This window comes from Uliginosibacterium aquaticum (assembly GCF_012972705.2).
Classification (GTDB): domain Bacteria; phylum Pseudomonadota; class Gammaproteobacteria; order Burkholderiales; family Rhodocyclaceae; genus Uliginosibacterium; species Uliginosibacterium aquaticum.
Map to the genome: position 1 here is coordinate 294,111 of NZ_JABCSC020000001.1, position 24,466 is coordinate 318,576.

The 24,466-nt window shown below is 64.1% G+C and carries 24 protein-coding genes and 1 tRNA gene; 10 read left to right on the forward strand and 15 right to left on the reverse strand.

The window, feature by feature from the left end; genetic code table 11:
* Positions 1 to 34: 34 nt before the first annotated feature.
* Positions 35 to 724: an energy transducer TonB gene (locus HJ583_RS01360; RefSeq protein WP_170019848.1), complete on the reverse strand. Its 690-nt coding sequence runs from the start codon at positions 722 to 724 to the stop codon at positions 35 to 37.
* 190 nt (positions 725 to 914) lie between these two features.
* Here HJ583_RS01360 and alaS point away from each other — a divergent pair, with 190 nt between their 5' ends.
* The gene (gene alaS, locus HJ583_RS01365) at positions 915 to 3,569 is read left to right on the forward strand and encodes an alanine--tRNA ligase (protein ID WP_170019849.1); all 2,655 of its coding nucleotides are present in this window, start codon (positions 915 to 917) and stop codon (positions 3,567 to 3,569) included.
* Positions 3,569 to 3,871, forward strand: coding sequence for a hypothetical protein (locus HJ583_RS01370; RefSeq protein ID WP_170019850.1), 303 nt, complete (start codon positions 3,569 to 3,571; stop codon positions 3,869 to 3,871). Before alaS ends, HJ583_RS01370 begins: the two co-directional genes overlap by 1 nt.
* 49 nt (positions 3,872 to 3,920) lie before the next feature.
* Here HJ583_RS01370 and HJ583_RS01375 read toward each other — a convergent pair whose 3' ends face one another.
* Both HJ583_RS01375 and HJ583_RS01380 read right to left on the reverse strand, forming a co-directional pair.
* Positions 3,921 to 4,937 (reverse strand): glycosyltransferase family 9 protein, encoded by a 1,017-nt coding sequence (locus HJ583_RS01375; protein ID WP_170019852.1) that lies wholly within the window; start codon positions 4,935 to 4,937, stop codon positions 3,921 to 3,923.
* A complete protein-coding gene (locus tag HJ583_RS01380) occupies positions 4,934 to 6,049 on the reverse strand; it encodes a glycosyltransferase (protein ID WP_170019854.1) in 1,116 nt (371 codons plus the stop codon). Before HJ583_RS01380 ends, HJ583_RS01375 begins: the two co-directional genes overlap by 4 nt.
* Before the next feature lie 177 nt (positions 6,050 to 6,226).
* On the opposite strand from HJ583_RS01380, the gene HJ583_RS01385 reads away from it, so the two are divergent.
* Both HJ583_RS01385 and HJ583_RS01390 read left to right on the forward strand, forming a co-directional pair.
* Entirely contained in the window at positions 6,227 to 7,438 is a 1,212-nt protein-coding gene (locus HJ583_RS01385; protein ID WP_170019856.1) for an O-antigen ligase family protein, read from the forward strand.
* On the forward strand, positions 7,435 to 8,418 hold the full coding sequence (locus tag HJ583_RS01390) for a glycosyltransferase family 9 protein (protein ID WP_170019858.1): 984 nt from the start codon (positions 7,435 to 7,437) through the stop codon (positions 8,416 to 8,418). Before HJ583_RS01385 ends, HJ583_RS01390 begins: the two co-directional genes overlap by 4 nt.
* Before the next feature lie 57 nt (positions 8,419 to 8,475).
* Here the strand turns inward: HJ583_RS01390 and HJ583_RS01395 are convergent, their stop codons facing one another.
* A complete protein-coding gene (locus HJ583_RS01395) occupies positions 8,476 to 9,666 on the reverse strand; it encodes a class I SAM-dependent rRNA methyltransferase (protein WP_170019860.1) in 1,191 nt (396 codons plus the stop codon).
* 119 nt (positions 9,667 to 9,785) lie between these two features.
* Here HJ583_RS01395 and HJ583_RS01400 point away from each other — a divergent pair, with 119 nt between their 5' ends.
* Positions 9,786 to 10,295, forward strand: a complete 510-nt coding sequence (locus HJ583_RS01400) for a 3'-5' exonuclease (RefSeq protein ID WP_170019862.1) — start codon at positions 9,786 to 9,788, stop codon at positions 10,293 to 10,295.
* A 110-nt stretch (positions 10,296 to 10,405) separates the two neighbouring features.
* On the opposite strand, the gene xerC is transcribed toward HJ583_RS01400, so the two are convergent.
* The 5 genes from xerC to HJ583_RS01425 are packed head-to-tail and all read right to left on the reverse strand — an operon-like array spanning position 10,406 to position 14,603.
* Positions 10,406 to 11,314 (reverse strand): tyrosine recombinase XerC, encoded by a 909-nt coding sequence (gene xerC / locus HJ583_RS01405; protein ID WP_170019864.1) that lies wholly within the window; start codon positions 11,312 to 11,314, stop codon positions 10,406 to 10,408.
* A gap of 4 nt (positions 11,315 to 11,318) precedes the next feature.
* Positions 11,319 to 11,969, reverse strand: coding sequence for a DUF484 family protein (locus tag HJ583_RS01410; protein ID WP_170019866.1), 651 nt, complete (start codon positions 11,967 to 11,969; stop codon positions 11,319 to 11,321).
* Between the two features lie 23 nt (positions 11,970 to 11,992).
* Entirely contained in the window at positions 11,993 to 12,823 is an 831-nt protein-coding gene (gene dapF, locus HJ583_RS01415; protein ID WP_170019868.1) for a diaminopimelate epimerase, read from the reverse strand.
* A 26-nt stretch (positions 12,824 to 12,849) separates the two neighbouring features.
* Positions 12,850 to 13,722 (reverse strand): lysophospholipid acyltransferase family protein, encoded by an 873-nt coding sequence (locus HJ583_RS01420; protein ID WP_235943727.1) that lies wholly within the window; start codon positions 13,720 to 13,722, stop codon positions 12,850 to 12,852.
* Between the two features lie 5 nt (positions 13,723 to 13,727).
* Entirely contained in the window at positions 13,728 to 14,603 is an 876-nt protein-coding gene (locus HJ583_RS01425; RefSeq protein ID WP_170019872.1) for a lysophospholipid acyltransferase family protein, read from the reverse strand.
* Between the two features lie 200 nt (positions 14,604 to 14,803).
* Between HJ583_RS01425 and metK the strand changes: the two genes are divergently transcribed.
* Positions 14,804 to 15,967, forward strand: coding sequence for a methionine adenosyltransferase (gene metK / locus HJ583_RS01430; RefSeq protein ID WP_101941941.1), 1,164 nt, complete (start codon positions 14,804 to 14,806; stop codon positions 15,965 to 15,967).
* A gap of 150 nt (positions 15,968 to 16,117) precedes the next feature.
* Here the strand turns inward: metK and HJ583_RS01435 are convergent.
* The 4 genes from HJ583_RS01435 to HJ583_RS01450 form a co-directional block, all read right to left on the reverse strand.
* Positions 16,118 to 16,191: transfer RNA gene (locus tag HJ583_RS01435), tRNA-Gly, on the reverse strand.
* 12 nt (positions 16,192 to 16,203) lie between these two features.
* Positions 16,204 to 17,379 (reverse strand): glycosyltransferase family 4 protein, encoded by a 1,176-nt coding sequence (locus HJ583_RS01440; RefSeq protein WP_170019874.1) that lies wholly within the window; start codon positions 17,377 to 17,379, stop codon positions 16,204 to 16,206.
* Positions 17,376 to 18,557, reverse strand: coding sequence for a glycosyltransferase (locus HJ583_RS01445; protein ID WP_170019876.1), 1,182 nt, complete (start codon positions 18,555 to 18,557; stop codon positions 17,376 to 17,378). The genes HJ583_RS01440 and HJ583_RS01445 overlap by 4 nt, the downstream gene beginning before the upstream one ends.
* Before the next feature lie 3 nt (positions 18,558 to 18,560).
* Positions 18,561 to 19,343, reverse strand: a complete 783-nt coding sequence (locus HJ583_RS01450; protein WP_170019878.1) for a UDP-2,3-diacylglucosamine diphosphatase — start codon at positions 19,341 to 19,343, stop codon at positions 18,561 to 18,563.
* Positions 19,344 to 19,461: 118 nt separating this feature from the next.
* On the opposite strand from HJ583_RS01450, the gene thiS reads away from it, so the two are divergent.
* The 4 genes from thiS (at position 19,462) to ruvC (ending at position 21,915) form a co-directional block, all read left to right on the forward strand.
* Positions 19,462 to 19,665 carry a sulfur carrier protein ThiS gene (gene thiS / locus HJ583_RS01455; RefSeq protein WP_170019880.1) on the forward strand — a complete coding sequence of 68 codons (204 nt, stop codon included), beginning with the start codon at positions 19,462 to 19,464 and terminating at the stop codon, positions 19,663 to 19,665.
* Between the two features lie 55 nt (positions 19,666 to 19,720).
* On the forward strand, positions 19,721 to 20,506 hold the full coding sequence (locus tag HJ583_RS01460; RefSeq protein WP_170019882.1) for a thiazole synthase: 786 nt from the start codon (positions 19,721 to 19,723) through the stop codon (positions 20,504 to 20,506).
* Positions 20,507 to 20,510: 4 nt separating this feature from the next.
* The gene (trmB, locus tag HJ583_RS01465; protein ID WP_170019884.1) at positions 20,511 to 21,233 is read left to right on the forward strand and encodes a tRNA (guanosine(46)-N7)-methyltransferase TrmB; all 723 of its coding nucleotides are present in this window, start codon (positions 20,511 to 20,513) and stop codon (positions 21,231 to 21,233) included.
* Positions 21,234 to 21,345: 112 nt separating this feature from the next.
* The gene (gene ruvC, locus HJ583_RS01470) at positions 21,346 to 21,915 is read left to right on the forward strand and encodes a crossover junction endodeoxyribonuclease RuvC (protein ID WP_170019886.1); all 570 of its coding nucleotides are present in this window, start codon (positions 21,346 to 21,348) and stop codon (positions 21,913 to 21,915) included.
* Between the two features lie 113 nt (positions 21,916 to 22,028).
* On the opposite strand, the gene HJ583_RS01475 is transcribed toward ruvC, so the two are convergent.
* Together HJ583_RS01475 and argH are read right to left on the reverse strand one after the other, a co-directional pair.
* A complete protein-coding gene (locus HJ583_RS01475; RefSeq protein WP_170019888.1) occupies positions 22,029 to 22,928 on the reverse strand; it encodes a fructosamine kinase family protein in 900 nt (299 codons plus the stop codon).
* Positions 22,929 to 23,015: 87 nt separating this feature from the next.
* Positions 23,016 to 24,431 (reverse strand): argininosuccinate lyase, encoded by a 1,416-nt coding sequence (gene argH / locus HJ583_RS01480; RefSeq protein ID WP_170019890.1) that lies wholly within the window; start codon positions 24,429 to 24,431, stop codon positions 23,016 to 23,018.
* Positions 24,432 to 24,466 lie beyond the last annotated feature (35 nt).

Genomic DNA, 24,466 nt, shown 5'->3' on the forward strand with positions numbered 1-24,466 from the left:
TGTTGTTCTCGGAAGCGGGGAGGAGGGAAAATTGTCAGCGATTCAGTTCAAACAGCACGGGTACGCGCACCCAGTCGACGACCGGCTTGCCGCCGCGTGAGCCAGGCGTGAAGCGCCAGTTGGAGACGGCTTCGCGCGCAGCACGATCCAGGCGTGGATAGCCGGAGCTAGTGTCGAGCAGCACTTGCAAGGGGCGGCCGTCTTCGCCGACCTGCACCCGCAGTAGTACACGGCCCTGTTCGCCGAGGTTGCGGGAGGCCGAGGGATAGGCTGGTGCGGGGTTCTGCAGATAGGCTGCATCGAAGCGCGGCGCCTGCACCGGCTCCGGGCTGGGGGCGCTGACCGGCCCCGGCGCAGCCTGCGGCGCGCCAGCATCGGTGACGGCCGGCGTGGCTTCCTTTGGCGTGGGCGCGGCTTCGATGACCGGCGTATTGGCCGTGATGGGCGCCTGCGTCTGCAGCAAGGGCGGAGCAATCGTGCGCTTGACGGGTTCAACACGCTGTTGTGGCTTGGGTGGCAGAGGCTTGGGCGGCTCGGGTGCCTTCAATTCAGGCGCCGGCGGGGCGATCAGCTCGATCTGCACGCTGCTGCCGAGCATCTGCTGGATCACCGGCTGAGCCAGGCGCAGCAGCAGAAAGCCGGCCAGCAGATGAAAGCCGATCACGACAGCCAGACTCAGACTGCGTTCCGAGAACAAAGGGCGAACGAGGGCGGGGGCGTTCATGGTTGGCGACTTTCAGCGCAGGCTGGCGCAAGAAGTTAAAGCTTGTTATTGAGAATTATTCTCGTTGCGATGCGATGCGTCAAGCCCTTCTGCATCCGCCGCTGACGGGGCGGCGGCTCGCGCCGTTGCGAGCATCCGGGGTAGAATCACGCCCCTTGATTCCCAACGCTTTTTCGATACGGCCCCGCCCATGAAAGCCGCAGACATCCGCTCCACCTTCCTGAACTACTTCGAATCCAAGGGTCACCAGATCGTGGCCTCCAGCCCGGTGGTGCCTGGCGACGATCCGACCCTGCTGTTCACCAACGCCGGGATGAACCAGTTCAAGGATGTTTTCCTCGGCTTCGACAAGCGCCCGTATTCGCGCGCAGCCACTGCGCAGAAGTGCATCCGCGCCGGCGGCAAGCACAACGATCTGGAGAACGTGGGCTACACCGCGCGTCACCACACCTTCTTCGAAATGCTGGGCAACTTCAGCTTCGGCGATTACTTCAAGCAGGACGCCATCAAGTACGCCTGGGAGTTGCTGACCGAAGTCTTTAAGCTGCCCGCCGACAAGCTGTGGGCCACCGTGTATGCGGAAGATGACGAAGCCTACGAGATCTGGACCAAGGAAATCGGCTTGCCCGCTGAGCGCGTGGTGCGCATCGGCGACAACAAGGGCGCGCGCTATGCCTCCGACAACTTCTGGATGATGGGCGACACCGGCCCTTGCGGCCCCTGCAGCGAGATCTTCTACGACTTCGGTCCGAGCATTGCCGGCGGCCCTCCGGGCAGCCCCGACGAAGATGGCGATCGCTACACTGAGGTGTGGAACAACGTGTTCATGCAGTTCAATCGTCGCATCGACGAGAACGGCAACTACGTGATGGATCCCTTGCCCAAGCCCAGCGTGGATACCGGCATGGGCCTCGAGCGCCTCGCGCGCGTGCTGCAGAACGTGGCGACCAACTACGACATCGATCTCTTCGTGAACCTGATGGCGGCCGCCAAGCGTGAAGTCGAAGCGGCCGGCGGGCAGGATGTGGACAAGGATTCGCCTTCGCTCAAGGCCATTGCCGATCACATCCGCGCCTGTTCCTTCACCATCGCCGATGGCGTGGTGCCGTCGAACGAAGGCCGCGGCTACGTGCTGCGCCGCATCGCTCGTCGCGCCATCCGTCACGGTTACAAGCTCGGTGCGCGCACCCCCTTCTTCTACAAGTTGGTCGACGCGCTGACCGCCGAAATGGGCAAGGCCTATCCGGAGCTGGTCGCCAAGCAGCGCCGGGTGACCGAAGTGCTCAAGCAGGAAGAGGAGCGCTTCTTCCTGACCATTGCCAACGGCATGGAAATTCTTGAGGCCGCGCTGGTCACTCTGGCTCAGGCGGGCGGCAAGGTGCTCGATGGCGAGCTGGCCTTCAAGCTGCATGATACCTATGGCTTCCCGCTGGACCTCACCGCCGACGTGCTGCGCGAGCGCGGCCTGGCGGTCGATGAAGCCGGCTTCAATGCCGCCATGAATCGCCAGCGCGAGCAGGCGCGCGCAGCGGGCAAGTTCAAGATGGCTCAGGGCCTCGAATACAGCGGCGTGCCGACTGACTTCAAGGGCTACGAGAAGATCTGGGTCGAAGACGCCAAGGTGGCCGCACTGTATGTGGACGGCAGCCCGGTGGAAGTGATCCGTGCCGGTGATGATGCTGTTGTCGTGCTCGAAGCCACCCCGTTCTACGCCGAGTCCGGCGGCCAGTGTGGAGACGCAGGCTGGCTCATGAACGGCCAGGCGGGGTTCAATGTTGATGACACCTTCAAGATCCAGGCCGACGTGTTTGGTCACCATGGCCGCGTCATCGAAGGCGAGATTCGCGTGGGTGACACCATTGACGCGCGCGTCAATGGCAATCGCCGCTCCGCTGTGACCCGCAACCACTCCGCGACCCACCTGATGCACAAGGCGTTGCGTGAAGTGCTGGGCAATCATGTGCAGCAGAAGGGCTCGCAGGTCGACGCGGAAAAGACCCGCTTCGACTTCGCCCACAATGCGCCGCTGACCGATGAAGAGATCCGCAAGGTCGAGCAGATCGTGAACCGCGAAGTGCTCACCAATGCCGAGACCCAGGCCCGTGTGATGGGCATTGAGGATGCGCAGAAGACCGGCGCCATGATGCTTTTCGGTGAAAAGTATGGTGACTCGGTGCGCGTGCTCGATATCGGCTCCTCGCGCGAGCTGTGCGGTGGCACCCACGTCGCCCGTACTGGCGATATCGGCTTCTTCAAGATCGTCATGGAAGGTGGCGTGGCGGCAGGTGTTCGGCGCGTGGAAGCTGTGAGCGGCGAGAACGCCACCAACTACGTGCTGGCCCGCGATGCAGCGCTGGGCGAAGTAGCCAGCGTGCTGAAGGCCCCGATCAGTGAAGTGCCGGCCAAGCTGGCGCAGACCCTGGAGCATGTACGCAGCCTCGAGAAGGAAATTGCCGCGCTCAAGGGCAAGCTCGCCAGCAGTCAGGGTGACGCCCTGCTCGAGCAGGCTGTTGACGTGAATGGCATCAAGGTGCTGGCGGCACTGCTTGATGGCGCTGACGTGCCTGCCTTGCGTGAAGCGGTCGACAAGCTGCGCGACAAGCTCGGCTCGGCGGCGGTGGTGATGGCCGCCGTGAATGAGGGCAAGGTCAGCCTGATTGCTGGCGTGACCGCCGACCTCACCGCCAAGGTGAAGGCCGGGGATCTGGTGAACTTCGTCGCCCAGCAAGTGGGCGGCAAGGGCGGTGGGCGTCCGGACATGGCACAGGCCGGTGGTACTGACGCTGCCGCACTGCCGGCCGCATTGGCCGGTGTGCAGGCTTGGGTGGCGAGCAAGCTGGCCTGATGCGCAGCCTGCTCATTGCCCTGAGTTGCCTCCTTCCCTGCGCGGTTCAGGCGCAGGAGGCGGAGCGCGCGCCACTGGAGGCGCAGACGGCGAGTGGCGAAAAGGTGTTGCTGCACCCAAATGGCCGCTGGGAATTCGTCGACGCAAAGAAGGCCGAGGCGGCCCGGAAAGTCGCGGAGGAGTACCCGGAGAACAAGACCCGCCCGGTTGAAGCACAGGGCGGCTTGTTCGGCGTCGGCCGCACGATCATGCCGGGCGACAAGGATTACAACCGTGGCAGCCTGAGTCCAAAGACGCGCTGAGCATCTTTTTGCATGAATGAGCGAAAACCCGGCCAGTGGCCGGGTTTTTTCATTTCAGCAGGCTTTCAAGCTCGGCGAAAACGGAGGCGTCTTCGAGTTGCGAGACTGCTTTTGGGGCTTCCAGCCAGCGCGCGCGCGGGCCGACTGGCCCCCACTGCGCAGGCGCCGGTGAAACGTCGGTTTCGGCAAAAAAGCCGAGCACGCCACCGGGGCTGGCTGCGGCGAAGTGCATCAGGCCGCTGTCTGGAAAGAGGCTGGTGCGGCCGTTGAAGATCAGGCCCAGCGCGGGCTTGAGCGGGCCGCGGAAGGGTACGAGCCAGGGCAGCTTGGCGTCCAGCACCGGCTGGGCGGTTTCGTCATCGCCGGGATACATCGGGTTGTCGCTCTTGCCCGGGGTCCACATGAAGACTGTCTTGAGGCCCCAGGCTTCATGGAAGTGGCGCGTCCAGCGAATGATCTGCTCGGTGGTGGGCTGTTTCTTGGCGCGGCGTGCACCAAGGCCCAGGGTGATGTAGCTGCCCGGCGTGAGGCCTTGCTCGGCCAGCCACTGGTTGGCGAAGGTCTGGGCTTCGGCCGGCAGCTGGAAGCGCAGGGGCGGCAATACCTCCGGCAGACTGATGCCTAGCGGTGTGAGCAGGTTGGCCATGCGCCGGGCTTCGTGGATCTGGCGCGGGATTTCGAGCGGATGGTTAACCTTGCGATGGCTGTTCTTGGCGTCGGTGTAGGACACCAGATTGCAGCCGCCGAGCCAGGCCGCGCGCTTGATCGCGCGGTGTGAGGCATCACCGTTGGCGACGATGATCCAGTCGTACTCCTCGGCGCGCAGGGCGAGGGTCTGGCGCAGCTGGGCAAAGGCTGCTCGCCAGTGAATGCGCCCGCCTTCCTTGACGCGCTGGTAGGACCACACGCGGCTCACGTCGGTGTTCCCGTCGATGACCCAGGCGTTGTAGGTGTTGGCCAGCACGTCAATCCGCGCGCCGGGGAAGTGCTGGCGCAACAGGGCGAACATCGGCGTGGTGAGCAGCATGTCGCCGAGTTTGTCGCGCTTGAGGATGAGGATTTTCATGAGCGGATCAGGGTCAGGTATTCGCGGGTAATGTGAGGGGCTGAGAAGCGCTCGGTTGCGTCGGCACGCACGGTGGGCGGGCTGTCGTGGAACTGGCGCATGCGCTCGGCGAGGGCTGCCGCGTCGCCACTCGGCACCAGGCCTTCAGGGAAACTCTGCGACAGGATCTCGGCCGGGCCCGAGGGGCAGTCCGTGGCGATGGTCGGCACCCCCAGCGCAAGGGCTTCGACCAGCACATTGCCAAAGCCTTCGTAATTAGACGACAGCACCAGCATGCGTGCCTGCCTGATCACCGGGTAAGGGTTGGCGAGAAAGCCGCCGAGGATGACCTTGTCCTGCAGCCCGAAGCGCTCGATCAGGGCGCGGATCTTCGCTTCATCCTTACCCTTGCCGAGCAGCACCAGCTTGCAGGGCAGGTCGGCTTGGGCGAAGGCTTCGAGGAGCAGATCCTGGCGCTTCTGTTTAAGCGTGAAGGCGCCGACGTGAAGGATGTAGTCCGTCGCCGGCAACTCGGCAGGCTGGGCCGCGAGGGTGCGGATCTCGTCGAAGTTGAAGGGGTTGTAGATCGTGCGGGTGGCGCGCGGGCGTACCCGGCAGTGTTCGATCAGATCCTCGATCACCCCGGCGGATACACCGATGATCTGGCGCCGGTCGTAATCGCGCTTGAGGTGACGGGTGCGCGAGAAGCGCTTGCGCCAGCCAGCATGGCGAATGCCATTCTGCAGCGACAGGGCGTTGTGGATCACATGATGGATGCGCGCATCGCGCAGGCCGGTGAGGATGCGGTCGATGCGCGGCAGGGCCGAGAGGATCAGGTCGACCCGCCCGTCTTTCGCTTCGATCCGGGCTAGCAGAGCCTTGAAGCGGCGGCGGTTTTCGAGATCGGTGAGGCCGCTGAGAAAGCGCCACTTTCCGCGCAGCTGCGGCTCCAGCCGGTAGAGCGCAACGCGCGGATCGAGCTTGAACTCAACCACGTCCTCGAAGATCACGATGCTGGCCTTGTGACCCATGTTGACCAGTGCTTCAGCGAGATTCACCACCACCTTCTCGGCTCCGCGACCGGTGAGGGAATCGATGGCGAGCAGGACATGGCGCACGGGTGCGTCTGGCATGGGAAATAGTCCTCAGGCAGCGGACTGAAGCGCCCGCAAGGCCGGGGATTGTAAAGTCCGGTCAGCGGAATGGGAAATCTGGCCCATAGGCTATCATTGCGCATCGCAAAAACTCCGTCGCGTCTCATGCAAGCTTCCGCTCCTGCTGTTCGTACGCTGTCTAGGCCAGAGTTCGTCGTGCTGGCCCTCTTTGCAGTGGCCCTGCCGCTGGTGGAGGCGCCGAAGAACGTGTTCTGGTTCCTGTTTCTGGTGCTGTGGTTTGTAGGCAGTATCCGCCAGCGCAATTTCGGCCAACTCGCGCGGGGGTGGGACTGGGTCTTCGCGGCCCTTATCGTGGCGCCGGTGGCGAGCATTCTGAATACTGCCTACGCGCCGCAGTGGAAGGAAGTGGGCGACATCATCGGTTACGTTTCGCTGGGCTGGATGATCGCGCGCAGCCGGCTCGATTCGCAGCAACTCAAGTGGCTGCTGCTGTGTCTGGTCGGGGCGACCCTGCTTGGTGCCTTGCACGGTGCTTGGGTGATGGCCATCGAGCCGAAGCGGATCTGGCTGCAGCTCAATTCGGTGGGCCATGTGAATCACTCCGCCTTGTACGGCGCGGGCGCCGCTGCGCTGGCGGCGGCCTGGATCGCCGCGGGCTGGAAGACGCTGGAGCGCGGCCAGCGTCTGCTCGGCCTCGCGGTGGCGCTGCTGATGTTCGGCATGATGATCGCCTTCGCCAGCCGGGGCGCGCTGATTGCCTATCTGTTCGCGGTGGTGGTCCTGGCGCCGGTGCTGTCTGCCGTGCGCCTGCGTACCCTTGGTGTGGTGGCGCTGGCAGCCATCAGCCTCGCGCTTGGCGCACATTGGGCTACCCAGCAACTCATGGGCGGCAAGAACAACCAGACCGTGATCCAGAAAACGCTTGATGGGATGCGCAGCGGCAAGCTTTCATCCTATCGCGTGGAGACCTTTCACACCGCCACCGAAATGATCCGCCAGTACCCGCTGACGGGTGTCGGCGCCGCCAATTTCAGCGCGGTTTCGCCAGAGGCGGTGCAGGGGTGGGTGGAGGCGCGCGGCGAGACTTTCGTGCGCGACGATTACTACTTCTCCAGTCATGCCCACGGCCTGTTTACCAACACGCTCGGCGAACGTGGCCTGCTCGGCATCAGTGCCCTGCTGGCGCTGACCATCGGCTGGTCGGCTGCGTTGCTGTGCCGCAAACCGGGAGCCGGGGCGCCGCTCGATGCGCGTCTGTGCTGGGGGGCAGGGGTGGCGGGTTGGTCCGTGGTGTTCATCGGCGGACTCTTCAATACCACCCTGCATCATGAACACGGCATGCTCGGCATGGTCTGCCTTGGTCTGCTGCTCTCCGGTGCGCCCTTGCGCGTGAAGGCCGCAGCGTGAAGATCCTGGTCATCCGCCGTGACAACATCGGCGACCTTGTGTGCACCCTGCCCCTGATCCGGCGCCTGCGCGAGCAGTATCCACACGCCTGGATCGGGGCCCTGGTGACCCGGTACAACGCCGAGGTGCTGCAGGGCTGCCCGGATCTGGATGCGGTGTTCAGCTACACCAAGGCCAAGCATCTGGCGGCTGGCGAGAGTGCGCTCGGTGCAATGTGGGCGAGGCTGCGCCAGCTGTGGCAACTGCGGCAGATGAAGCTGGATCTGGTGCTGCTGCCGGCCAGTGGCAGTCAGGCCAGCGCCCGCCGCATGGCCCGGCTGGTCGGCGCGAAACGCGTGATCGCGCAGGACGATGTGACAAGCGATCCGGCCGCGCTGCATGAAGTGCCGCGTGCCGCTAACCTGCTGCGTGCCCTCGATCTCCCCGTGACTGATCTGCCTGCCGCGCGCATTGCGCCGCGTGCCGAACTGCTGGCCGCAGCACAGGCGAAGCTGGGCGCAGGACCGGTGCTGGGTCTGCACATCAGCGCGCGCAAGTCCTCTCAACGCTGGCCGGCCGAGTGCTTTGCCGAGCTGATCCGGCGCCTGCATGCGGCTGACCCGGCCTTGCGCTTTGCGCTGTTCTGGGCGCCGGGCGCCAGCGACAATCCGCTCCATCCGGGCGACGACGCCAAGGCACAGCAGATCATCGGGGCCTGCGCGGGCCTGCCGCTCACGCCGATGCCGACCCATGAACTCAGTGAGCTGATCGCTGGCCTCGCTGCCTGTTCGCGCGTGCTGTGTTCGGATGGCGGCCACATGCACCTCGCTGCCGCGCTGGGCAAGCCGATCGTGTGCTTGTTCGGCAAGTCGGACGCTGCGCGCTGGCATCCTTGGGGCGTTCCCTACCAGCTACTCCAACCGGCCTCGCGGGAGGTGGGAGAGGTCACGGTCGAAGAGGTCGAGGCGGCGCTGGCAGCGTTGCCGGACGTGCTTGTGTAGGGCCGGCGCGAGCCAGGGCTCTGCGGCTAAAGCCGCGCAGCTGAAGCCCAGCAGCACTCAGTCAATCTGGCAGGCCAGTCCCTTGAGATATTCACCTTCCGGCACGGCCAGACCAATCGGGTGATCGGCGCCGGCCGACAGGCGATGGATGATGCGGCCATCCACGCCGGCATCCACCGCTGCGCCAGCGACGATCTGCTGGAACAGCTCCTGGCCGATGCCGCCCGAGCATGAATAAGTCATCAGGATGCCGCCCGGGTTGAGCAGGCGGAAGCCGAGGATGTTGATGTCCTTGTAGGCGCGCGCGGCGCGCTGGGCGTGCGCGGCCGAAGGCGCGAACTTGGGCGGATCGAGCACGATCAGGTCGAACTTGCGGCCATCCGTGCGCAGCTTGCGTAAGGCTTCGAACACGTCGGCTTCCCACCATTCGGCGCGGGCTGCATCGAGCTGCGAATTCATGGCCAGATTACGGCGCGCAGATTCGAGCGCCGGACCGGATGAGTCGATCGATAGGGTGCTCGCCGCCCCGCCCGCCAGCGCCTGCAGGGAGAAGCCCGCGGTGTAGCAGAAGCAGTTCAGCACGCTGCGCCCCTTGGCGAGCTGCCCGGTGAGCAGGCGGTTGTCGCGCTGGTCCAGATAGAAGCCGGTCTTGTGGCCGCTCACCACGTCCACTTCCATGGTGACGCCGTTCTCACGAATGGTCAGCGGCCCGGCCGGCAACTCGCCGTACACCACGCCGCTGCGTGGCTCCAGGCCTTCGAGCTTGCGCACGTCGGAGTCCGAGCGTTCATACACGCAGACGCAGCCGGTAGCCTGCACCAGGCCCGCGATGATCGCCTCGCGCCACTTCTCGCCGCCGGCGCTGGTGATCTGCAATACCACGACTTTGCCGAAGCGGTCGGCAATCACGCCGGGCAGGCCATCGGACTCGCCATGGATCAGGCGCACGCCATCCAGCCCCGCCAACTGGGGATGAACCGCGCGACGCGCCACGCTGGCCGCCACACGGCGCTTGAAGAAGCCGTGATCAATGGATTCATCCGCATCGAAAGTCCACATCCGGGCACGGATCTGCGAGTTGGGAGAGAAGGCCGCGCGGCCCATCAGCTGACCGCGGTCATTGAACACCTCGACGGTATCGCCGGGCTTGGAGCGGCCAGCGAGCTTGGCTACCGAGCCGGCGAAGATCCACGGGTGGCGGCGCATTACGGAGCGCTCTTTGCCGGGGGCGAGAATCAGTTCGGCCATGGTGAACTCCTGCGGAAACCTGTCTGGAAGGGTGCGAATGCTAGCGGAAAACGCCGATGGGGGTAGTGTTCCGGCCCATGTCATCATGCGAAACCCGCTTGCTGCAAGGAAATCCCGCGATGCTCCAGCCGCCGCCGATCATTGATGTGGAAGCTTCCGGCTTTGGCCGGGGGAGTTACCCCATCGAGGTCGGCTGCGTGTTGCCGGATGGCCGTACCTATTGCGCTCTGATCCAGCCCATTGCCGAGTGGCAGCACTGGGATCTCTCCGCGGAGGCTATCCACGGTATCAGTCGTGAAGATTTGCGCGAACACGGCTTGCCACCGCTGTCAGTGGCGATTCGTCTGAATACTTTGCTCCGGGGGCTTACCGTCTATACCGATGCCTGGGGGCATGATTATGTGTGGCTGGCCGCGCTTCACGAGGCGGCTGGCGTACCGCCGGCCTACCACCTGGAGCAGCTCTCGCGGATCACGCCGCAGATCGAAGCCGAGCAATGGCGCGAAGTGCGCAATGACGTGGAGCGCAGCCTGCAGGTGCGGCGCCACCGGGCGAGTGCCGATGCGCGTGTGCTGCAGATGACCTGGATGTGCGTGATGGGCAGCGCGGGGCTGGGTAACGAGGGCTGATCAGCCGGGGGCTGCTTGCAGCAGGCTCCGTAATTGATCGTGCGACCCCGTACGAACGGAGTGTCAGCGTTCTTTGGCCGCGACGACGAAAGCGCCGGGCACTTTGCAAGTCAGTCCTTCTTCTTTGCCCGCGGATGGGCTGCATCGTAGATCTTTGCCAGATGCTGGAAATCCAGATGGGTGTACACCTGTGTGCTTCGGATGCTGGCGTGGCCCAGCAATTCCTGCACCGCACGCAGATCGCCTGAGGACTGCAGCACATGGGAGGCAAAGCTGTGACGCAGCATGTGCGGATGAACATGCTGCGGTGCGCCCTTTTCGCGCGCCCAACGCGCCAGTCGGGCCTGGATGGCGCCATGCGAAAGGCGGGTGCCGCGCTGGCTGAGGAAGAGCGCGCTTTCGCCATTTGCTGCGAGCGCCGTGCGTACTGCCAGCCAGTTCTCGAGCGCGTTCAGCGCCTGGGTGCCGACGGGGACGCGGCGCGTCTTGTTGCGCTTGCCGAGTACGGTGACTTCGCCATCCGCGATGCTGTACAGACCATCGACGTCGAGTGCGGCGAGTTCGGCCAGACGCAGGCCGGAGGAGTAAAGCAGCTCGAACATGGCCAGGTCGCGGATCTCTAGAGCGTCCTCTGGCAGCGCATCGAGCAGGGCGGAGGCGGCATCGACCGACAGCGCTTTGGGCAACAGCTTGCCGGCACGAGGTGGGCGGATGCCCAGCACCGGATTGCTGCTGACCTGTTCGCGGGCCAGCAACCAGCGGAACAGGCCACGCCAGCAGGAGAGGGCGCGGGCAATCGAGCGGGCCTCCAGTCCGCCAGCATGCAGCTTGGCGGCGAAGCGGCGGATGTCCGCCGGTTTCAGCTCGGCGAATGTGCGGGGCGCTGCAAAGGCATGCAGCTTGCCGAGTTCGCGGCGGTAGTTGGTGAGGGTGTGCGGGCTGACACGCCTTTGCTGAGCCAGATAATCCAGCCAGGCAATGGCCTCGGCCGGCAAGATGGCTGAGGCCTGCTCGCTCATGGCATCAGCCGATCTGCTTGAGCACGGCTGCGCCGACCAGATCGCCGATGCGTTCGACGTACATGGTGCCCATTTCGGGGAAGAAGCGTTGCGGATCTTCCGAACCCAGCGCCAGCATGCCGAAGATCTGTGCGTCCCGGCGCAGCGGGATCAGGGACACCGAGCGCAGCAAAGGAGCTGCTTCGCCAAACCAGGCTAGGATTTCCTGATTCTGAGCCGCGCCACAATAGGGCTGGCGCAGGTCGGCTGCGTAGAAGCGCAGCTCTTCCGAAACCTCGATGAATTCCGGCACCGGGCGCTTGAGGATGCTGTTCCAGATGCGCAGGGCTACGTGGGGGACAGCGAAATCTTCCTGAAGGTGGTTATAGACCGCGAAGTTCACCGCCTCGAAGCTCTCGGCCTGCAGCAGGGAAAGGGTCAGGCGATGCACTTTCTCGGCGATCACATCATTCTCTTCGCCGAAGCTCACCAGCTCTGCGAGCTTGCCCTGCACCTGGGCGAGCTTCTCGCGCAGGGTCAGCAACTGGCGCTCGGTCAGCGAGATGGCCTGGCCGTTGACCGGGTGTGGCACGGTCAGCTGGTTGAGAATCTCCGGGTGCTCGTCGAAAAATTCCGGGTGCTGCTTGAAGAACGCAATGATGTCGTTGGCATTCATGGTCGGGTTCCGGTCAAGGGTGTTCAGATTTCGATCGAGCCTTCGAAGACGCTGACGGCCGGCCCCGTCATTAGCACCGGGCTGCCGGGGCCGCCCCAGGCGATCGACAGTTCGCCACCGCAGGTCGCCACGCGTACTGGCGAGGCCAGCAACTGGCGCTGGATGCCGGCAACCACCGCAGCACAGGCGCCGGTACCGCAGGCCAGCGTTTCGCCTGCGCCGCGCTCGAACACGCGCAGGCGGATCGAGTGTTCGTCCACCACCTGCATGAAGCCGGCATTGACGCGAGCCGGGAAGCGCGGGTGATGTTCGATGGCCGGGCCGAGCGTTTCCACCGGCGCGCTGTCGACGTTACCGACGACTTGGACGGCGTGCGGATTGCCCATCGAAACGGCGGTGATGGCCAGCCTCTCACCATTCACCTCGAGCGGCTGCACGACCGCGTCGGACTCAGAGCTGAACGGAATGCGCGCCGGCTCGAAGATCGGCACACCCATGTCGACCGTGACGAGGCCGTCGTCCGCCAGCCGCGGCTCGATGATGCCGGATTTGGTTTCGACGCGGATCGCGGTCTTGTGCGTGAGCTGCTTGTCCACCACGAAGCGCACGAAGCAGCGTGCCCCGTTGCCGCACTGCTCGACCTCGGAGCCGTCACCATTGAAGATCCGGTAACGGAAGTCCACGCCCGGCTGCTGGGCGCGCTCGACGATCAGGAGCTGATCACAGCCCACGCCGAAGCGGCGGTCGCCGAGTTTCTGGGCGAGGGCTGGCGTCATCTCGACGGGCTGGTTGATCGCGTCAATTACCACGAAGTCGTTGCCGAGGCCCTGCATCTTGGTGAAAAGGAGTTTCATGGGCGGATTGTCCTGCGTTGCGGAGTTCAGTAAAACCGGGCTTCGCCTTCTGGCCGGGTCTTGAAGCGCTTGTGCACCCAGTAATACTGCTCGGGCATCTTGCGCACCTCGGCCTCGATCCAGGCATTCATGCGCGTCGTGTCCGCTTCGACATCTTCGGTCGGGAAATCGCTCCACGGATCCTGGAATTCGCCTACGTAACCCTGCCCCCAAGGCTTCATGCGCACTACCAGCGGTACGACGGCCGCGTGGGCGAGCTTGGCGATGCGCGGCAGGCCCGGCACGGTGGCGGTCTGGATGCCGAAGAAGGGCACGAAGATCGATTCTTTCGGGCCGAAGTCCAGATCCGGCAGGTAGTAGAAGGGGCGGCCGCGCTTCATGGCCTTCACAGCGCCGCGGATGCCGTCCTGGCGTGACAGCAGCTCCTGCTGGCCGAAGCGGGTGCGGCCGTGCAGCAGCATCTTTTCGACCAGTTTGTCGTTCTGCGCCGAGTACATGCTCACACAATCCATTTCCATCGCCATGCGGCTGCCAGCCATGTCGAGCCCGACGAAGTGCGGCACCAGCATCACCACCGCGCGGCCTTCGGCATGCAGGCGCTTGATCTTGTCCACGCCCTGCAGTTCAACCAGCTTGCGGATGCGCGTTTCAGAGGCCCACCACAGCACGCCGCGCTCCAGCATTGAGCGGGCCACTGCGACGCACACACGGCGGGCGAGGCGGCGGCACTGGCAGGCGGAAAATTCCGGAAAGCACAGGCGCAGATTGGTGTGGAGCACGCGGCGGCGCGGCACAACCAGCAGATACAGCAGCTGGCCGATGCACCAGCCCAGCACAGCTTGTACAGGCAGGGGCAGCCAGTGGAAACACCACAGGAAAGCGAGGAATAAGCGGGTCAGGACGATCATTGGGGAGTCGAAGGTGGCGGCGTGGCGCCGGCGGGCACCTTGTAACGGTTATAGGCCCACAGATACTGGGCGGGGCAACGGCGGATCAAGGCTTCGATCTCGCGATTGATGGCGGCAGCACGCTCTTCCAGCGTGCCCTCGATCGGGCTTTGTGGCGCCAGAATATGGAGGCGCCAGCCGTGCCCGATCACACGCTCGCCCCAGAACAGCAGTACCCGGGTGTTCTTCACCTCGGACAGGCGTGCCGCCAATGTCATCGTATAGGCGGGCTTGCCGAAGAAGGGCAGCCATACTCCTTCCCCTTTGCCTGGAGCCTGGTCCGGCAGCAGGCCAGTGGAAATGCCCTGACGCAGGCCCTTGATGATCTGGCGTACGCCAGCCAGATCTGCAGTGGCAAGCGAGAGCTGGCCGCGCTCGCGTCCGGCGCGCAGGATGGGTTCCACGCTGGTCTGCTTGGGCGGGCGGTAGAGGATGGTCAGCGGCATTGATCGACCAAGATACAGCGAGGCTATCTCGAAGCAGCCCATGTGCGGGGTCAGGGCGATCATCGCACTGCCTTCAGCCCGCATGGCCTCCACATGCTCCATGCCCTCCACTTCAAATACGTGCTGCATGACTTCTTCGAGCGGGCGCTGCCACACAAAGGGCAGCTCCAGCATCATACGGCCGGTTTCGCGGGCATTCGAGCGGACCTCTGCGGGGGTAGGCGGGCGGCCGAGACACAGCGCGAGGTTGGCCGCTATACGCCTGCGCATGCTGCCCGAGAGCCGGCAGGCCAGCAGTCCGCCCCAGCCACCGAAGCGGTGCAGGGTGGGCAGCGAGCAGCGCCCCAGCAGGCGGAACAGGAAGGGCAGGAGGTGGTTCTGTAGCACGTGGCGGGCAGGCGGGCGATAGACCCTTGCATTATAAGGTCGGCCACCTATAATCCCCAGACCGCTGAGTTAAAGACAACTTGCAGGGCGGGTGCAAGGCGTGAGCCTCGCTGACAAATTCTGCTAAAGCGTCGACCACTCGAAACCCCGGAGTCGGCCGCGCCGACGATCATCCGGGGTTTTGTTTTGTGGAGAGCCAAATGGCCAATGATTATCTGTTTACTTCCGAGTCGGTCTCGGAAGGCCATCCGGACAAGGTCGCTGATCAGGTGTCCGACGCCATCCTGGACGCGATTTTCGCCCAGGATCCCCGCTCCCGTGTGGCCGCCGAGACCCTGTGCAACACAGGTCTGGTGGTGCTGGCGGGTGAAATCACCACCAATGCCCATGTCGACTACATTCAGGTCGCTCGCGACACGATCCGCCGTATCGGCTACGACAATACCGAGTACGGCATCGACTACAAGGGTTGCGCAGTCATGGTCTGCTACGACAAGCAGTCCAACGATATCGCCCAGGGCGTCGATCACGCCAATGACGACTACCTGAACCAGGGCGCGGGCGACCAGGGCCTGATGTTCGGCTATGCCTGCGACGAGACGCCGGAACTGATGCCTGCGCCGATCTACTACGCGCACCGCCTGATGCAGCGTCAGGCTGAGCTGCGCAAGGACGGTCGCTTGCCCTGGCTGCGCCCGGATGCCAAGAGTCAGGTCACCTTCCGCTATGTGGACGGCAAGCCGGTCGAGATCGACACCGTGGTGCTGTCCACGCAGCACGCACCGGACGTATCACAGGAAACCATTCGCGAAGCGGTCATCGAAGACATCATCAAGGCTGTGATTCCGGCCTCGTTGCTGAAGAACCCGAACTACTTCGTGAACCCGACCGGCCGTTTTGTCATCGGCGGCCCGCAGGGCGACTGCGGTCTGACTGGCCGCAAGATCATCGTCGACACCTATGGCGGTGCTTGCCCGCACGGCGGCGGCGCCTTCTCTGGCAAGGATCCGTCCAAGGTTGACCGCTCGGCAGCTTATGCTGCCCGCTATGTGGCCAAAAACGTCGTGGCGGCGGGCCTTGCGCGCGAATGCCAGGTTCAGGTTGCGTATGCCATCGGTGTAGCCAAGCCGATGAACGTGACGGTCTTCACCAATGGTACCGGCGTGATCGCCGATGAGAAGATCTCCGCACTGGTGGCAGAGCACTTCGATCTGCGCCCGAAGGGCATCGTGCAGATGCTGGACCTGCTTCGTCCGATCTATGCCAAGACTGCCGCTTATGGTCACTTTGGCCGTTCCGAGCCGGAGTTCACCTGGGAAGCGACCGACAAGGCCGCCGCCCTGCGCGCTGCCGCCGGACTCTGAGAGCAGGGAGCCCGGCTCCCGGAGCACTCGAAAGCCTGCACATGTGCAGGCTTTTTTATTTTCGGGGAGTGGTGGTCGAGTTTTCTTCCCGCAATTGCCGGGTGCGGGCAATAAAAAAGCCAGACTCAGATGTCTGGCCGGCCGGATTCCTGGAGCGGGCGATGGGAATCGAACCCACGGCTCTAGCTTGGGAAGCTAGGGTATTACCATTATACGACGCCCGCTCGGGCCGCCGATTATCCCGCAAAGCGGCGCCGGACGGAACCCCCGTGCGTGGTTTGGGACATATTCTCGAGAGCCAGGCGCAGATGCTGCTCGAAGCGCTCAACGATATGACCCCAGTGCAGCGTTTCGACCCGCGCGCGACCCGCGTCTGAACATCGTTGCCGCAAGGCGGCATTGCTGGCCAGCTGGCAGGCTGCGTCAATGAAGGCGGCTTCGTTGCCGCTGGGAGCGGTCAGGCCTTGTTCGCCGCTGATGATCAGTTCGGCCGCCGCCGCTTCGTGGTAGGCCACCACAGCCACTCCGCTGGCCATCGCTTCGGCTACGACGTTGCCATAAGTTTCGCTGAGGCTGGGGAACAGGAAGAGGTCTGCGCTGGCGTAGTGGCTGGCCAGATCCTCGCCGTGGCGGGCACCGGAAAACTGGTGGAGCGGATGTTTTCTTTCGAGGGCCTTGCGCGCCGGGCCGTCACCGACCCATACCATGCGCGCGCCGGGCTGTTGTAGCTGGATGGCAGCGAAGGCGGCGGCGGCCAGGCCGAGATTCTTTTCCGGCGCAAGACGGCCGACATTCATGACAACCAGATCATTTTCGCCTGCGCCCCACTGGCGGCGCAGCGCCTGGCTGCGCCTGGAGGGCGAGAACAGGCGGGTATCGACGCCGCGGCCGAGAACCTGTGCACCGCTGATACCGGCTTGTCGCAGCTGCTTGACCAGCGTTTCGGTCGGGGCCATGGTGACCCCCGCGCGCCGGTGAAAGCCATGCAGCCAGCGGCGCACCAGTGGCGTGAGCAGGGCCGCACCGTAGTGACGGCTGTAGCCATCGAAATGGGTGTGGTAACTGGAGCTGAGTGGGAGGTCCAGTGCCTCGGCGGTTTTGAGGGCAGACCAGCCGAGGGGGCCTTCGGTGACAAGATGCACAATGTCCGGGCGTTGTGCCTGCCACAGCCGGCGTAGCTGGCGCCCGGCGGGCAGACCGAACTGGAGGCCGGCATAGCCGGGCAGGGGCAGACCCGCGACGAGAAAATCTGGAGTCGTTGGGCTTTCTTCGCGTTGGCGCGGGCGGATGATCTGAACCTGATGGCCCTGACTGCGTAAGCCGGCGACCAGGCGGGAGATGGTCATGGCGACGCCATTGACCTCAGGAGGCCAGGTTTCGGTGACCAGCGCAATCTGCAGAGCGGCTTTCATGCAGCCAGCTCCTGGAGCAAGGGATGGGTTGTGCGCGGGCGACGCAGGCTGCGATAAAGCTCGGCAAGGCGGGCGGTGAGGGCATGATCAGTCCAGCCACGCGCCCATTCGAGTCCGAGCTGGCGCATCTGGCGGGCGAGCTCGGGTTGCTCTAGCACCTGCACGATGGTGGCGGCGAATGCTGCGACGTTGTCTGCCGGGGTGAGGGCGCCGGAGCCGGCGGCGAGAACGTCGCGGGTGCCCATCTCGGCCAGCGCCACCACCGGCAGGCCAGCAGCCATGGCTTCGATGAGCACCAGCCCCTGGGTCTCGGTGCGCGAGGCGAAGACGAACAGGTTGGCGGCGGCATAGCAGTCCGGCAGAGCGGTGACGCGATCCATGTAGCCAATGAAGCGTACCGCGTGAGCCAGGCGCATCTTGTCGACTTTCTCCTGCAACGTACGCCGGGCCGGTCCTTCACCGGCAATCACCAGCAGCAGTTCGGGCTGGCTGCGCAGGGCGTGCGGCAGGCTGTCGATCAGGAAGTCGATGTTCTTCTCGTGCGCAGCACGGCCCACGTAAAGTGCCACCGGGCGGTCCGAAGGAATGTTGTGCTCGCGTCGGAAACGAGCTCCGTCGCCGCGGCCGAAATGCGCCAGCGGTACGCCGGTGGGCAGGATGTGCAGCGGCCGCGCTACACCATAGGCTTGCAGTCGTTCGGCGAGCGGCGATGAGGGAACGACGATGGCATCCAGTCCGTTGCACTGCTGACGCGACACACGCCGCGCCAGACCACGCAGGCTGGCTGCGGGCAGGAAGGGTGCGTAGTGGTGCAGATATTCCTCGAACAGGGTGTGGTAACTGGCCACCACCGGCAAGTTACAGGCGCGGCTGGCAGCCAGCCCGGCGCCGTGTGCACAGAATGGTGTGTGGATATGAATCAGATCGCAGTCGCGCGCCGCTTCGATGGCGGCCTGACGAAACACGGCGGGCCTTACGAAACGGTCTTCCGGGTCCAACGGCACTCGCCAGCCAGCCAAGCGCTGGATTCCCGCTTCGTCGGCCTCGTTTTCATAGCGTGGGGCGATCAGCAGGGTTTCAATGCCGCAGTGTGCGAGTTGTTCGCGGTAGGTCTGGATCGCGGTGGAGACCCCGTTGATGCGGGGGAAGTAGACGTCGGACAGCATCAGTACGCGCATGATTCAGAGACTCTCCACGGCCAGTTCGCTGGCCTCGGTTTCGGAGCACGCGGCGCGCGCCCATTCGATGAGTTCGAGGCGCCCGTCGAGATGCTCGACGATGGCCGTGCAGCTATCCACCCAGTCGCCGCAATTGACGTAGCGCAGGCCATCGATTTCGCGGATCGTGGCCCAGTGGATGTGGCCACAGACCACGCCATCCAGGCCGCGTGTGCGGGCTGCATGAGTGACGCTGGCCTCGAAATCGAAGATGAACTGCAAGGCTGTCTTGACCTTGCGCTTGGCATAGCCAGCGAGTGACCAGTAGCCGCTGATGCCCAGCTTGCGCCGCGCCCACGACAGCCACACGTTCAGCCGCACCAGCAGGTTGTAGGACACATCGCCCAGTACTGCGACCCATCGATGGTGACGCGTTACCTGGTCGTATTCGTCGCCATGCACCAGCAGCAGGCGTTTGCCATCGGCGGTTTCATGCACCCACTCGCGCTCGACGCGGATGTCGCCAAAGCGCATGCCGCAGTAAAGGCGCAGCGCCTCGTCGTGATTGCCCGGGATGAGGATGATTTCTTCGCCGTGGCGGGCGCGGCGCAGCAGTTTCTGGATCACCGTGTTGTGGCTGGCGGTCCACGCCAGCGAGCGCTTCATGGCCCAGAAATCGATGATGTCTCCGATCAGGAAGACCTTCTCGGCCGGGTGCTCGCGCAAAAAAGCGAGCAGGCGGTCAGCCTGGCAGGCACGAGTGCCGAGGTGGATATCCGAGAGGAACAGGGTGCGTACGCGGGACATGCGGCGCATTCTCCGCAGGCACTGTTGCAGTCTTGTGACCCCGTCCGGCGGCCGGTCGGGCAGGGGGCGCGTGATAAACTCGCGGGTGCTTCAACCCAGCTGTCCGAGGTTTCTCACCATGCTCCAAATCACCCTGAACGGCGACCGCCGTTCCCTCGCCAGTGGCAGCTCTGTGCTGAACCTGCTCGAAGAACTCGAACTGGTCGGTAAGCGCCTGGCTGTCGAGCGCAATGGCGAGATCGTTCCCAAGGGCCTGCATGCCAGTACGGTGCTGGCAGAGGGTGATGCGCTGGAAATCGTGGTTGCAGTCGGTGGCGGCTGAGCCGCGCCCGCCTCTGCGTTTTCCCCAGCCTCCCGTATCTTTCAGAAAGCTCATCATGAACGACCCCCTGCTGATCGCCGGCCGTGAATACCATTCCCGCCTGCTGGTGGGTACCGGCAAGTACAAGGATTTCGACGAAACCCGCCGCGCCATCGACGCTTCCGGCGCCCAGATCGTCACCGTGGCTGTGCGCCGAGTGAACCTTGGCCAGAACGTGGGCGAGCCGAACCTGCTCGACGCTCTGCCGATGAAGGATTTCACCTACCTGCCCAATACCGCCGGCTGTTATTCGGCTGACGAGGCCGTGCGTACCCTGCGTCTCGCACGTGAGCTGCTCGATGGCCATGATCTGGTCAAGCTCGAAGTGCTGGGCGATCAGACCACTCTCTTTCCGAACATGCCCGAGACCCTGAAGGCTGCCGAGACATTGGTGCGCGATGGTTTCAAGGTCATGGTCTACTGCTCGGATGACCCCATCCAGGCCAAGATGCTCGAAGAGCTCGGCTGTGTGGCCGTGATGCCGCTGGCGTCCCTGATCGGCTCCGGCATGGGCATCCTGAATCCGTGGAACCTCAAGCTGATCATCGAGCAATCGAAGGTGCCGGTGATTGTCGATGCCGGCGTGGGTACCGCCTCGGATGCCGCGATTGCGATGGAGCTGGGCTGCGATGGCGTGCTGATGAACACCGCTATTGCCGCAGCGAAGGATCCGGTGCTGATGGCCGGCGCCATGAAGAAGGCTGTGGAGGCCGGCCGCGAAGCTTTTCGCGCCGGCCGCATGCCGAAGAAGCTGTACTCGGCTACGCCGAGTTCGCCGACCACCGGCCTGATTGGAAGCTGAGCGCATGACAGACTCTAACGACAAGCCGGATAGCTCCGCTGGTGAGCCCACAGGGCGCTTCTCGCGCCAGCCGATCCGTAGTTTTGTATTGCGCCAGGGGCGCATGTCTGACGCGCAGAAGCGCTACATGGACGAGCTTCTGCCGCGCTTTGCGATCCCCTACCGTGAGCAGACGCTGGATTACGCCGCCACTTTTGGCCACAGCGCGCCGGTGGTGCTGGAAATCGGTTGTGGCATGGGTGACACCACGGCGAAGATCGCCCGCATCCGTCCGGATACCGACTTCATCGGCATCGAGGTGCACGGCCCCGGCGTGGGCAATCTGTGCAAGCTGATTGACGAGCAAGGTCTGACTAATCTGCGCGTGATGCAGCACGACGCCACGGAGGTGGTGCGCGACATGCTGGCGCCGGATTCGCTGGCCGGCATTCATGTGTATTTTCCGGACCCCTGGCCGAAGAAGCGCCATCACAAGCGGCGCATCCTGCAACCAGCTTTTGTGGCGCAACTGGCCTCGCGCCTCGCGCCCGGCGGCTATCTGCACTGTGCGACGGATTGGGAAGAGTATGCCCAGTTCATGCTCGAGACGCTCTCCGCCGAGCCCTTGTTGCAGAACACGGCGGCCGACTATGCCGAGAAGCCGGACTATCGCCCGCTGACCAAGTTCGAAGCGCGTGGTTTGCGTCTTGGGCATGGGGTGTGGGATCTGGTTTTCAGACGCGTTTGAGGCCGCAAAGAGTGATTCTGGCGTCCTTGCGCCTCCTTGCCGCGCTGAGCGTACTGTTTGCGTCGGCACGCCGCGCCAGAAACGTTTCACTTCATTTAGCGGCCACCTCGTGATGAGCGCGCCGCTCGCTCTGCCGCCCACGCGCATCCTCGGTATTGATCCGGGCCTGCGCATCACCGGCTTCGGCGTGATCGAGCGCCAGGGCAGCCAACTGCATTACGTTGCCAGTGGCTGCATCCGCACGCCGGATGGCTCTCTGCCCGAGCGTTTGAAAGTGATCCTGGCCGGGGTGCAGGAAGTGGTTGATACCTACCATCCAGCTGAGGCTGCGGTGGAAATCGTGTTCGTGAACGTCAATCCGCAATCCACCTTGCTGCTCGGGCAGGCGCGCGGGGCGGCGATCTGCGCACTGGTAAGCCGCGATCTACCGGTGTCCGAATACACCGCGCTGCAGGTCAAGCAGGCGGTGGTCGGCTACGGCAAGGCAAACAAGGAACAGGTCCAGCACATGGTCAAGCGCCTGCTGCAGCTTGCAGGCGATCCGCAGGCGGATGCGGCGGATGCACTGGCGGTGGCTATATCCCATGCGCATGGCGGTGCGGCGGCCGGTGGCCTGCTGGCAATGGCCAAGACTTCGCGTAAGCGGGGCGGGCGACTGATGAGTCTTCCTGAGAGAAAGTAAGAGCGGCCTCTGGCCGCGAGCTCGCGGTCAGAGGCGGTGTCAAAGCCCTGTTCTCGTAGGGCGGACTTCAGCCCGTTATTCATGTGTGGTGTGCGACTGAAGTCGCACCTACATCAACGCCCGAGCTCGGTGGCGAGCATGGCCGCCATGCGTTCGGCCTGGCGCAGGTAGCCGCCACCGAAGAGATTCAGGTGGTTGAGGACGTGATACAGGTTGTAGAGCGCCTTGCGCTGCTCATAACCCTCAGCCAGCGGCCAGTTGGCGCGGTAGGCTGCGTAGAACTCCAGCGGCAAACCTCCGAAAAGCTCGCTCATCGCGACATCCGTGTCGCGGTCTCCGAAGTAGCAGGCCGGGTCGAACAGTACCGGCGTGCCATCAGCCAGCGCCGCCAGGTTGCCGCTCCACAGATCTCCATGCAGCAGGCTGACAAGCGGCCGGTAATCGACAAACAGCCCCGGCGCGCGCTCGGCGATGCGCTCGCCATTGCGCTGCAGATCCCCTTTGAAGCCCTTGCTGGCGGCGAGTGCGAACTGCGGCTGGAGGCGTCTCTGCACGAAGAATTGAGACCAGTTGTCGGTTTCAAGGTTGCGCTGCGGGGTGCTGCCGATGAAATTGTCCTGCGCCCAGCCGTAATGCTCGCCGGTGCACTGGTGCAGGGCGGCCAGCGCTGCGCCGGCGCGGCGGGCCGTGGCCGCGTCGCGCAGCGGGCTCATGTCCAGCCATTCCAGAAACAGGAAGGCTTGATCTGCCGCTTCACCAATCCCCAGTACGGCCGGTACCCGGATTGCATCACAGTTGGTCAGTGCCTGAAGGCCATCGGCTTCAGCTGCGAACATGGCTGCGTCATGTGCTGGACGGAGTTTGGCGAAGATTGCGCCCTCGGGGCCTTCAAGCTTGAGTGTGGTGTTGATGTCTCCGCCGCTGACGGGCGTCACCGAATCGATGCGGAAGGCGGTGCCGAAAGCGGCCCGGGCTTGCGCTTCAAGTTCGGCATGCAACGAAGCGGAGAGCATGGTAGCGATCCTTCAAGCGTGCGCTTTTATGGGAAACGGCCTCTGGCCACGAGTGCTTGCGATCAGAGGCTATTCCTCCTGTGGTGCTTACTTTGCGAGGCGTGCCCGGGCACGGACAATTGCCGCGCGGACCTGCTCTGGCGCGGTGCCGCCGATGTGGTTGCGCGCGGCCAGCGAGCCTTCGACGGTGAGCACCGCAAAGATGTCATCACTGAGCTTTTCCGGCGCGCCCGGCACATGGGCCATAGAAGCGCGCAGCTCTTCGAGTGACATGTCGGGCAGGTCGCAGCCCTTGGTCTCAGCGGCACGCACGGCGAGCGCCACGGCTTCGTGCGCATCGCGGAAGGCGAGGCCTTTCTTGACGAGGTAGTCGGCCAGGTCGGTGGCAGTGGCGAAGCCGAGCTTCAGGGCCTCGCGCATGTTGTGCGCCTTGACCTTGATGCCGGTAATCATGTCCGCATAGATGCGCAAAGTGTCGATCATCGTGTCGGCGGCATCGAAGATCGGTTCCTTGTCTTCCTGATTGTCCTTGTTGTAGGCCAGCGGCTGGCCCTTCATCAGGGTCAGCAGCGCGATCAGGTGGCCATTGACGCGGCCGGTCTTGCCGCGCACGAGCTCGGGTACGTCGGGGTTCTTCTTCTGCGGCATGATCGAAGAGCCGGTGGTGAAGCGGTCGGCCAGATCGATGAAGCCGAAGCGCGGGCTCATCCACAGGATCAGCTCTTCCGAGAGGCGCGACAGGTGCATCATGGCCAGCGCTACGGCGGCACAGAATTCGATGGCGAAGTCGCGATCCGACACGGCGTCCAGCGAGTTCTCGCAGACTTCGTCGAAGCCCAGCTCGCGCGCCACGAATTCGCGGTCGATCGGATAGGTGGTGCCGGCCAAGGCGGCGCTGCCCAGCGGCAGGCGGTTGACGCGGCGGCGTACGTCGGCAAAGCGCTCGGCATCGCGGCGCAGCATTTCGCTGTAGGCCATCAGGTGGTGGCCGAAAGTCACCGGCTGGGCGATCTGCAGGTGGGTGTGGCCGGGCAGCGGAGTGGCGGCGTGCTCTTCGGCAAGATTCAGCAGATTGGTCTGGAAGTCGCCGATCAGGGCAAGGATGCTGTCGATGGTGTCGCGCAGCCACAGGCGGATGTCGGTGGCAACCTGGTCGTTACGCGAGCGGCCGGTGTGGAGGCGCTTGCCGGCCATACCGATCAGGGCGGTGAGGCGTTGCTCGATGTTCATGTGAACGTCTTCGCCGTCCAGCGTCCAGACAAATTCACCGCGTTCGATTTCGCCGAGAATCTGCGCCATGCCGCGTTCGATGTCGGACAAGTCCTGCTCGCTGATGATGCGCTGCCTGGCGAGCATCTTCGCGTGGGCGAGTGACCCGCGGATATCCTGCGCAGCCATGCGGCAGTCGAAGAACACCGAGGCGGTGTAGCGTTTCACCAGATCCGAGACGGGTTCGGAGAAACGACCGGACCAGGTACCGGTGGCGGATGATTTATCAGTCATAATCGCGGAATTCTTGAATCAGCTTTCGGGTTCGG

Excerpts from the sequence above, each read along its gene's own strand:
- HJ583_RS01440 (WP_170019874.1), bottom strand. The coding sequence starts at position 17,379 with ATGAAAGCCGCTCTGCAGATTGCGCTGGTCACCGAAACCTGGCCTCCT.
- xerC (WP_170019864.1), bottom strand. The coding sequence starts at position 11,314 with ATGAGCGAGCAGGCCTCAGCCATCTTGCCGGCCGAGGCCATTGCCTGG.
- HJ583_RS01460 (WP_170019882.1), top strand. The coding sequence starts at position 19,721 with ATGAACGACCCCCTGCTGATCGCCGGCCGTGAATACCATTCCCGCCTG.
- HJ583_RS01360 (WP_170019848.1), bottom strand. The coding sequence starts at position 724 with ATGAACGCCCCCGCCCTCGTTCGCCCTTTGTTCTCGGAACGCAGTCTG.
- thiS (WP_170019880.1), top strand. The coding sequence starts at position 19,462 with ATGCTCCAAATCACCCTGAACGGCGACCGCCGTTCCCTCGCCAGTGGC.
- HJ583_RS01395 (WP_170019860.1), bottom strand. The coding sequence starts at position 9,666 with ATGGCCGAACTGATTCTCGCCCCCGGCAAAGAGCGCTCCGTAATGCGC.
- HJ583_RS01375 (WP_170019852.1), bottom strand. The coding sequence starts at position 4,937 with ATGAAAATCCTCATCCTCAAGCGCGACAAACTCGGCGACATGCTGCTC.
- metK (WP_101941941.1), top strand. The coding sequence starts at position 14,804 with ATGGCCAATGATTATCTGTTTACTTCCGAGTCGGTCTCGGAAGGCCAT.
- HJ583_RS01410 (WP_170019866.1), bottom strand. The coding sequence starts at position 11,969 with ATGAATGCCAACGACATCATTGCGTTCTTCAAGCAGCACCCGGAATTT.
- HJ583_RS01380 (WP_170019854.1), bottom strand. The coding sequence starts at position 6,049 with ATGCCAGACGCACCCGTGCGCCATGTCCTGCTCGCCATCGATTCCCTC.
- HJ583_RS01445 (WP_170019876.1), bottom strand. The coding sequence starts at position 18,557 with ATGCGCGTACTGATGCTGTCCGACGTCTACTTCCCCCGCATCAACGGG.
- trmB (WP_170019884.1), top strand. The coding sequence starts at position 20,511 with ATGACAGACTCTAACGACAAGCCGGATAGCTCCGCTGGTGAGCCCACA.
- HJ583_RS01450 (WP_170019878.1), bottom strand. The coding sequence starts at position 19,343 with ATGTCCCGCGTACGCACCCTGTTCCTCTCGGATATCCACCTCGGCACT.
- alaS (WP_170019849.1), top strand. The coding sequence starts at position 915 with ATGAAAGCCGCAGACATCCGCTCCACCTTCCTGAACTACTTCGAATCC.
- dapF (WP_170019868.1), bottom strand. The coding sequence starts at position 12,823 with ATGAAACTCCTTTTCACCAAGATGCAGGGCCTCGGCAACGACTTCGTG.
- HJ583_RS01400 (WP_170019862.1), top strand. The coding sequence starts at position 9,786 with ATGCTCCAGCCGCCGCCGATCATTGATGTGGAAGCTTCCGGCTTTGGC.
- HJ583_RS01370 (WP_170019850.1), top strand. The coding sequence starts at position 3,569 with ATGCGCAGCCTGCTCATTGCCCTGAGTTGCCTCCTTCCCTGCGCGGTT.
- ruvC (WP_170019886.1), top strand. The coding sequence starts at position 21,346 with ATGAGCGCGCCGCTCGCTCTGCCGCCCACGCGCATCCTCGGTATTGAT.
- argH (WP_170019890.1), bottom strand. The coding sequence starts at position 24,431 with ATGACTGATAAATCATCCGCCACCGGTACCTGGTCCGGTCGTTTCTCC.
- HJ583_RS01475 (WP_170019888.1), bottom strand. The coding sequence starts at position 22,928 with ATGCTCTCCGCTTCGTTGCATGCCGAACTTGAAGCGCAAGCCCGGGCC.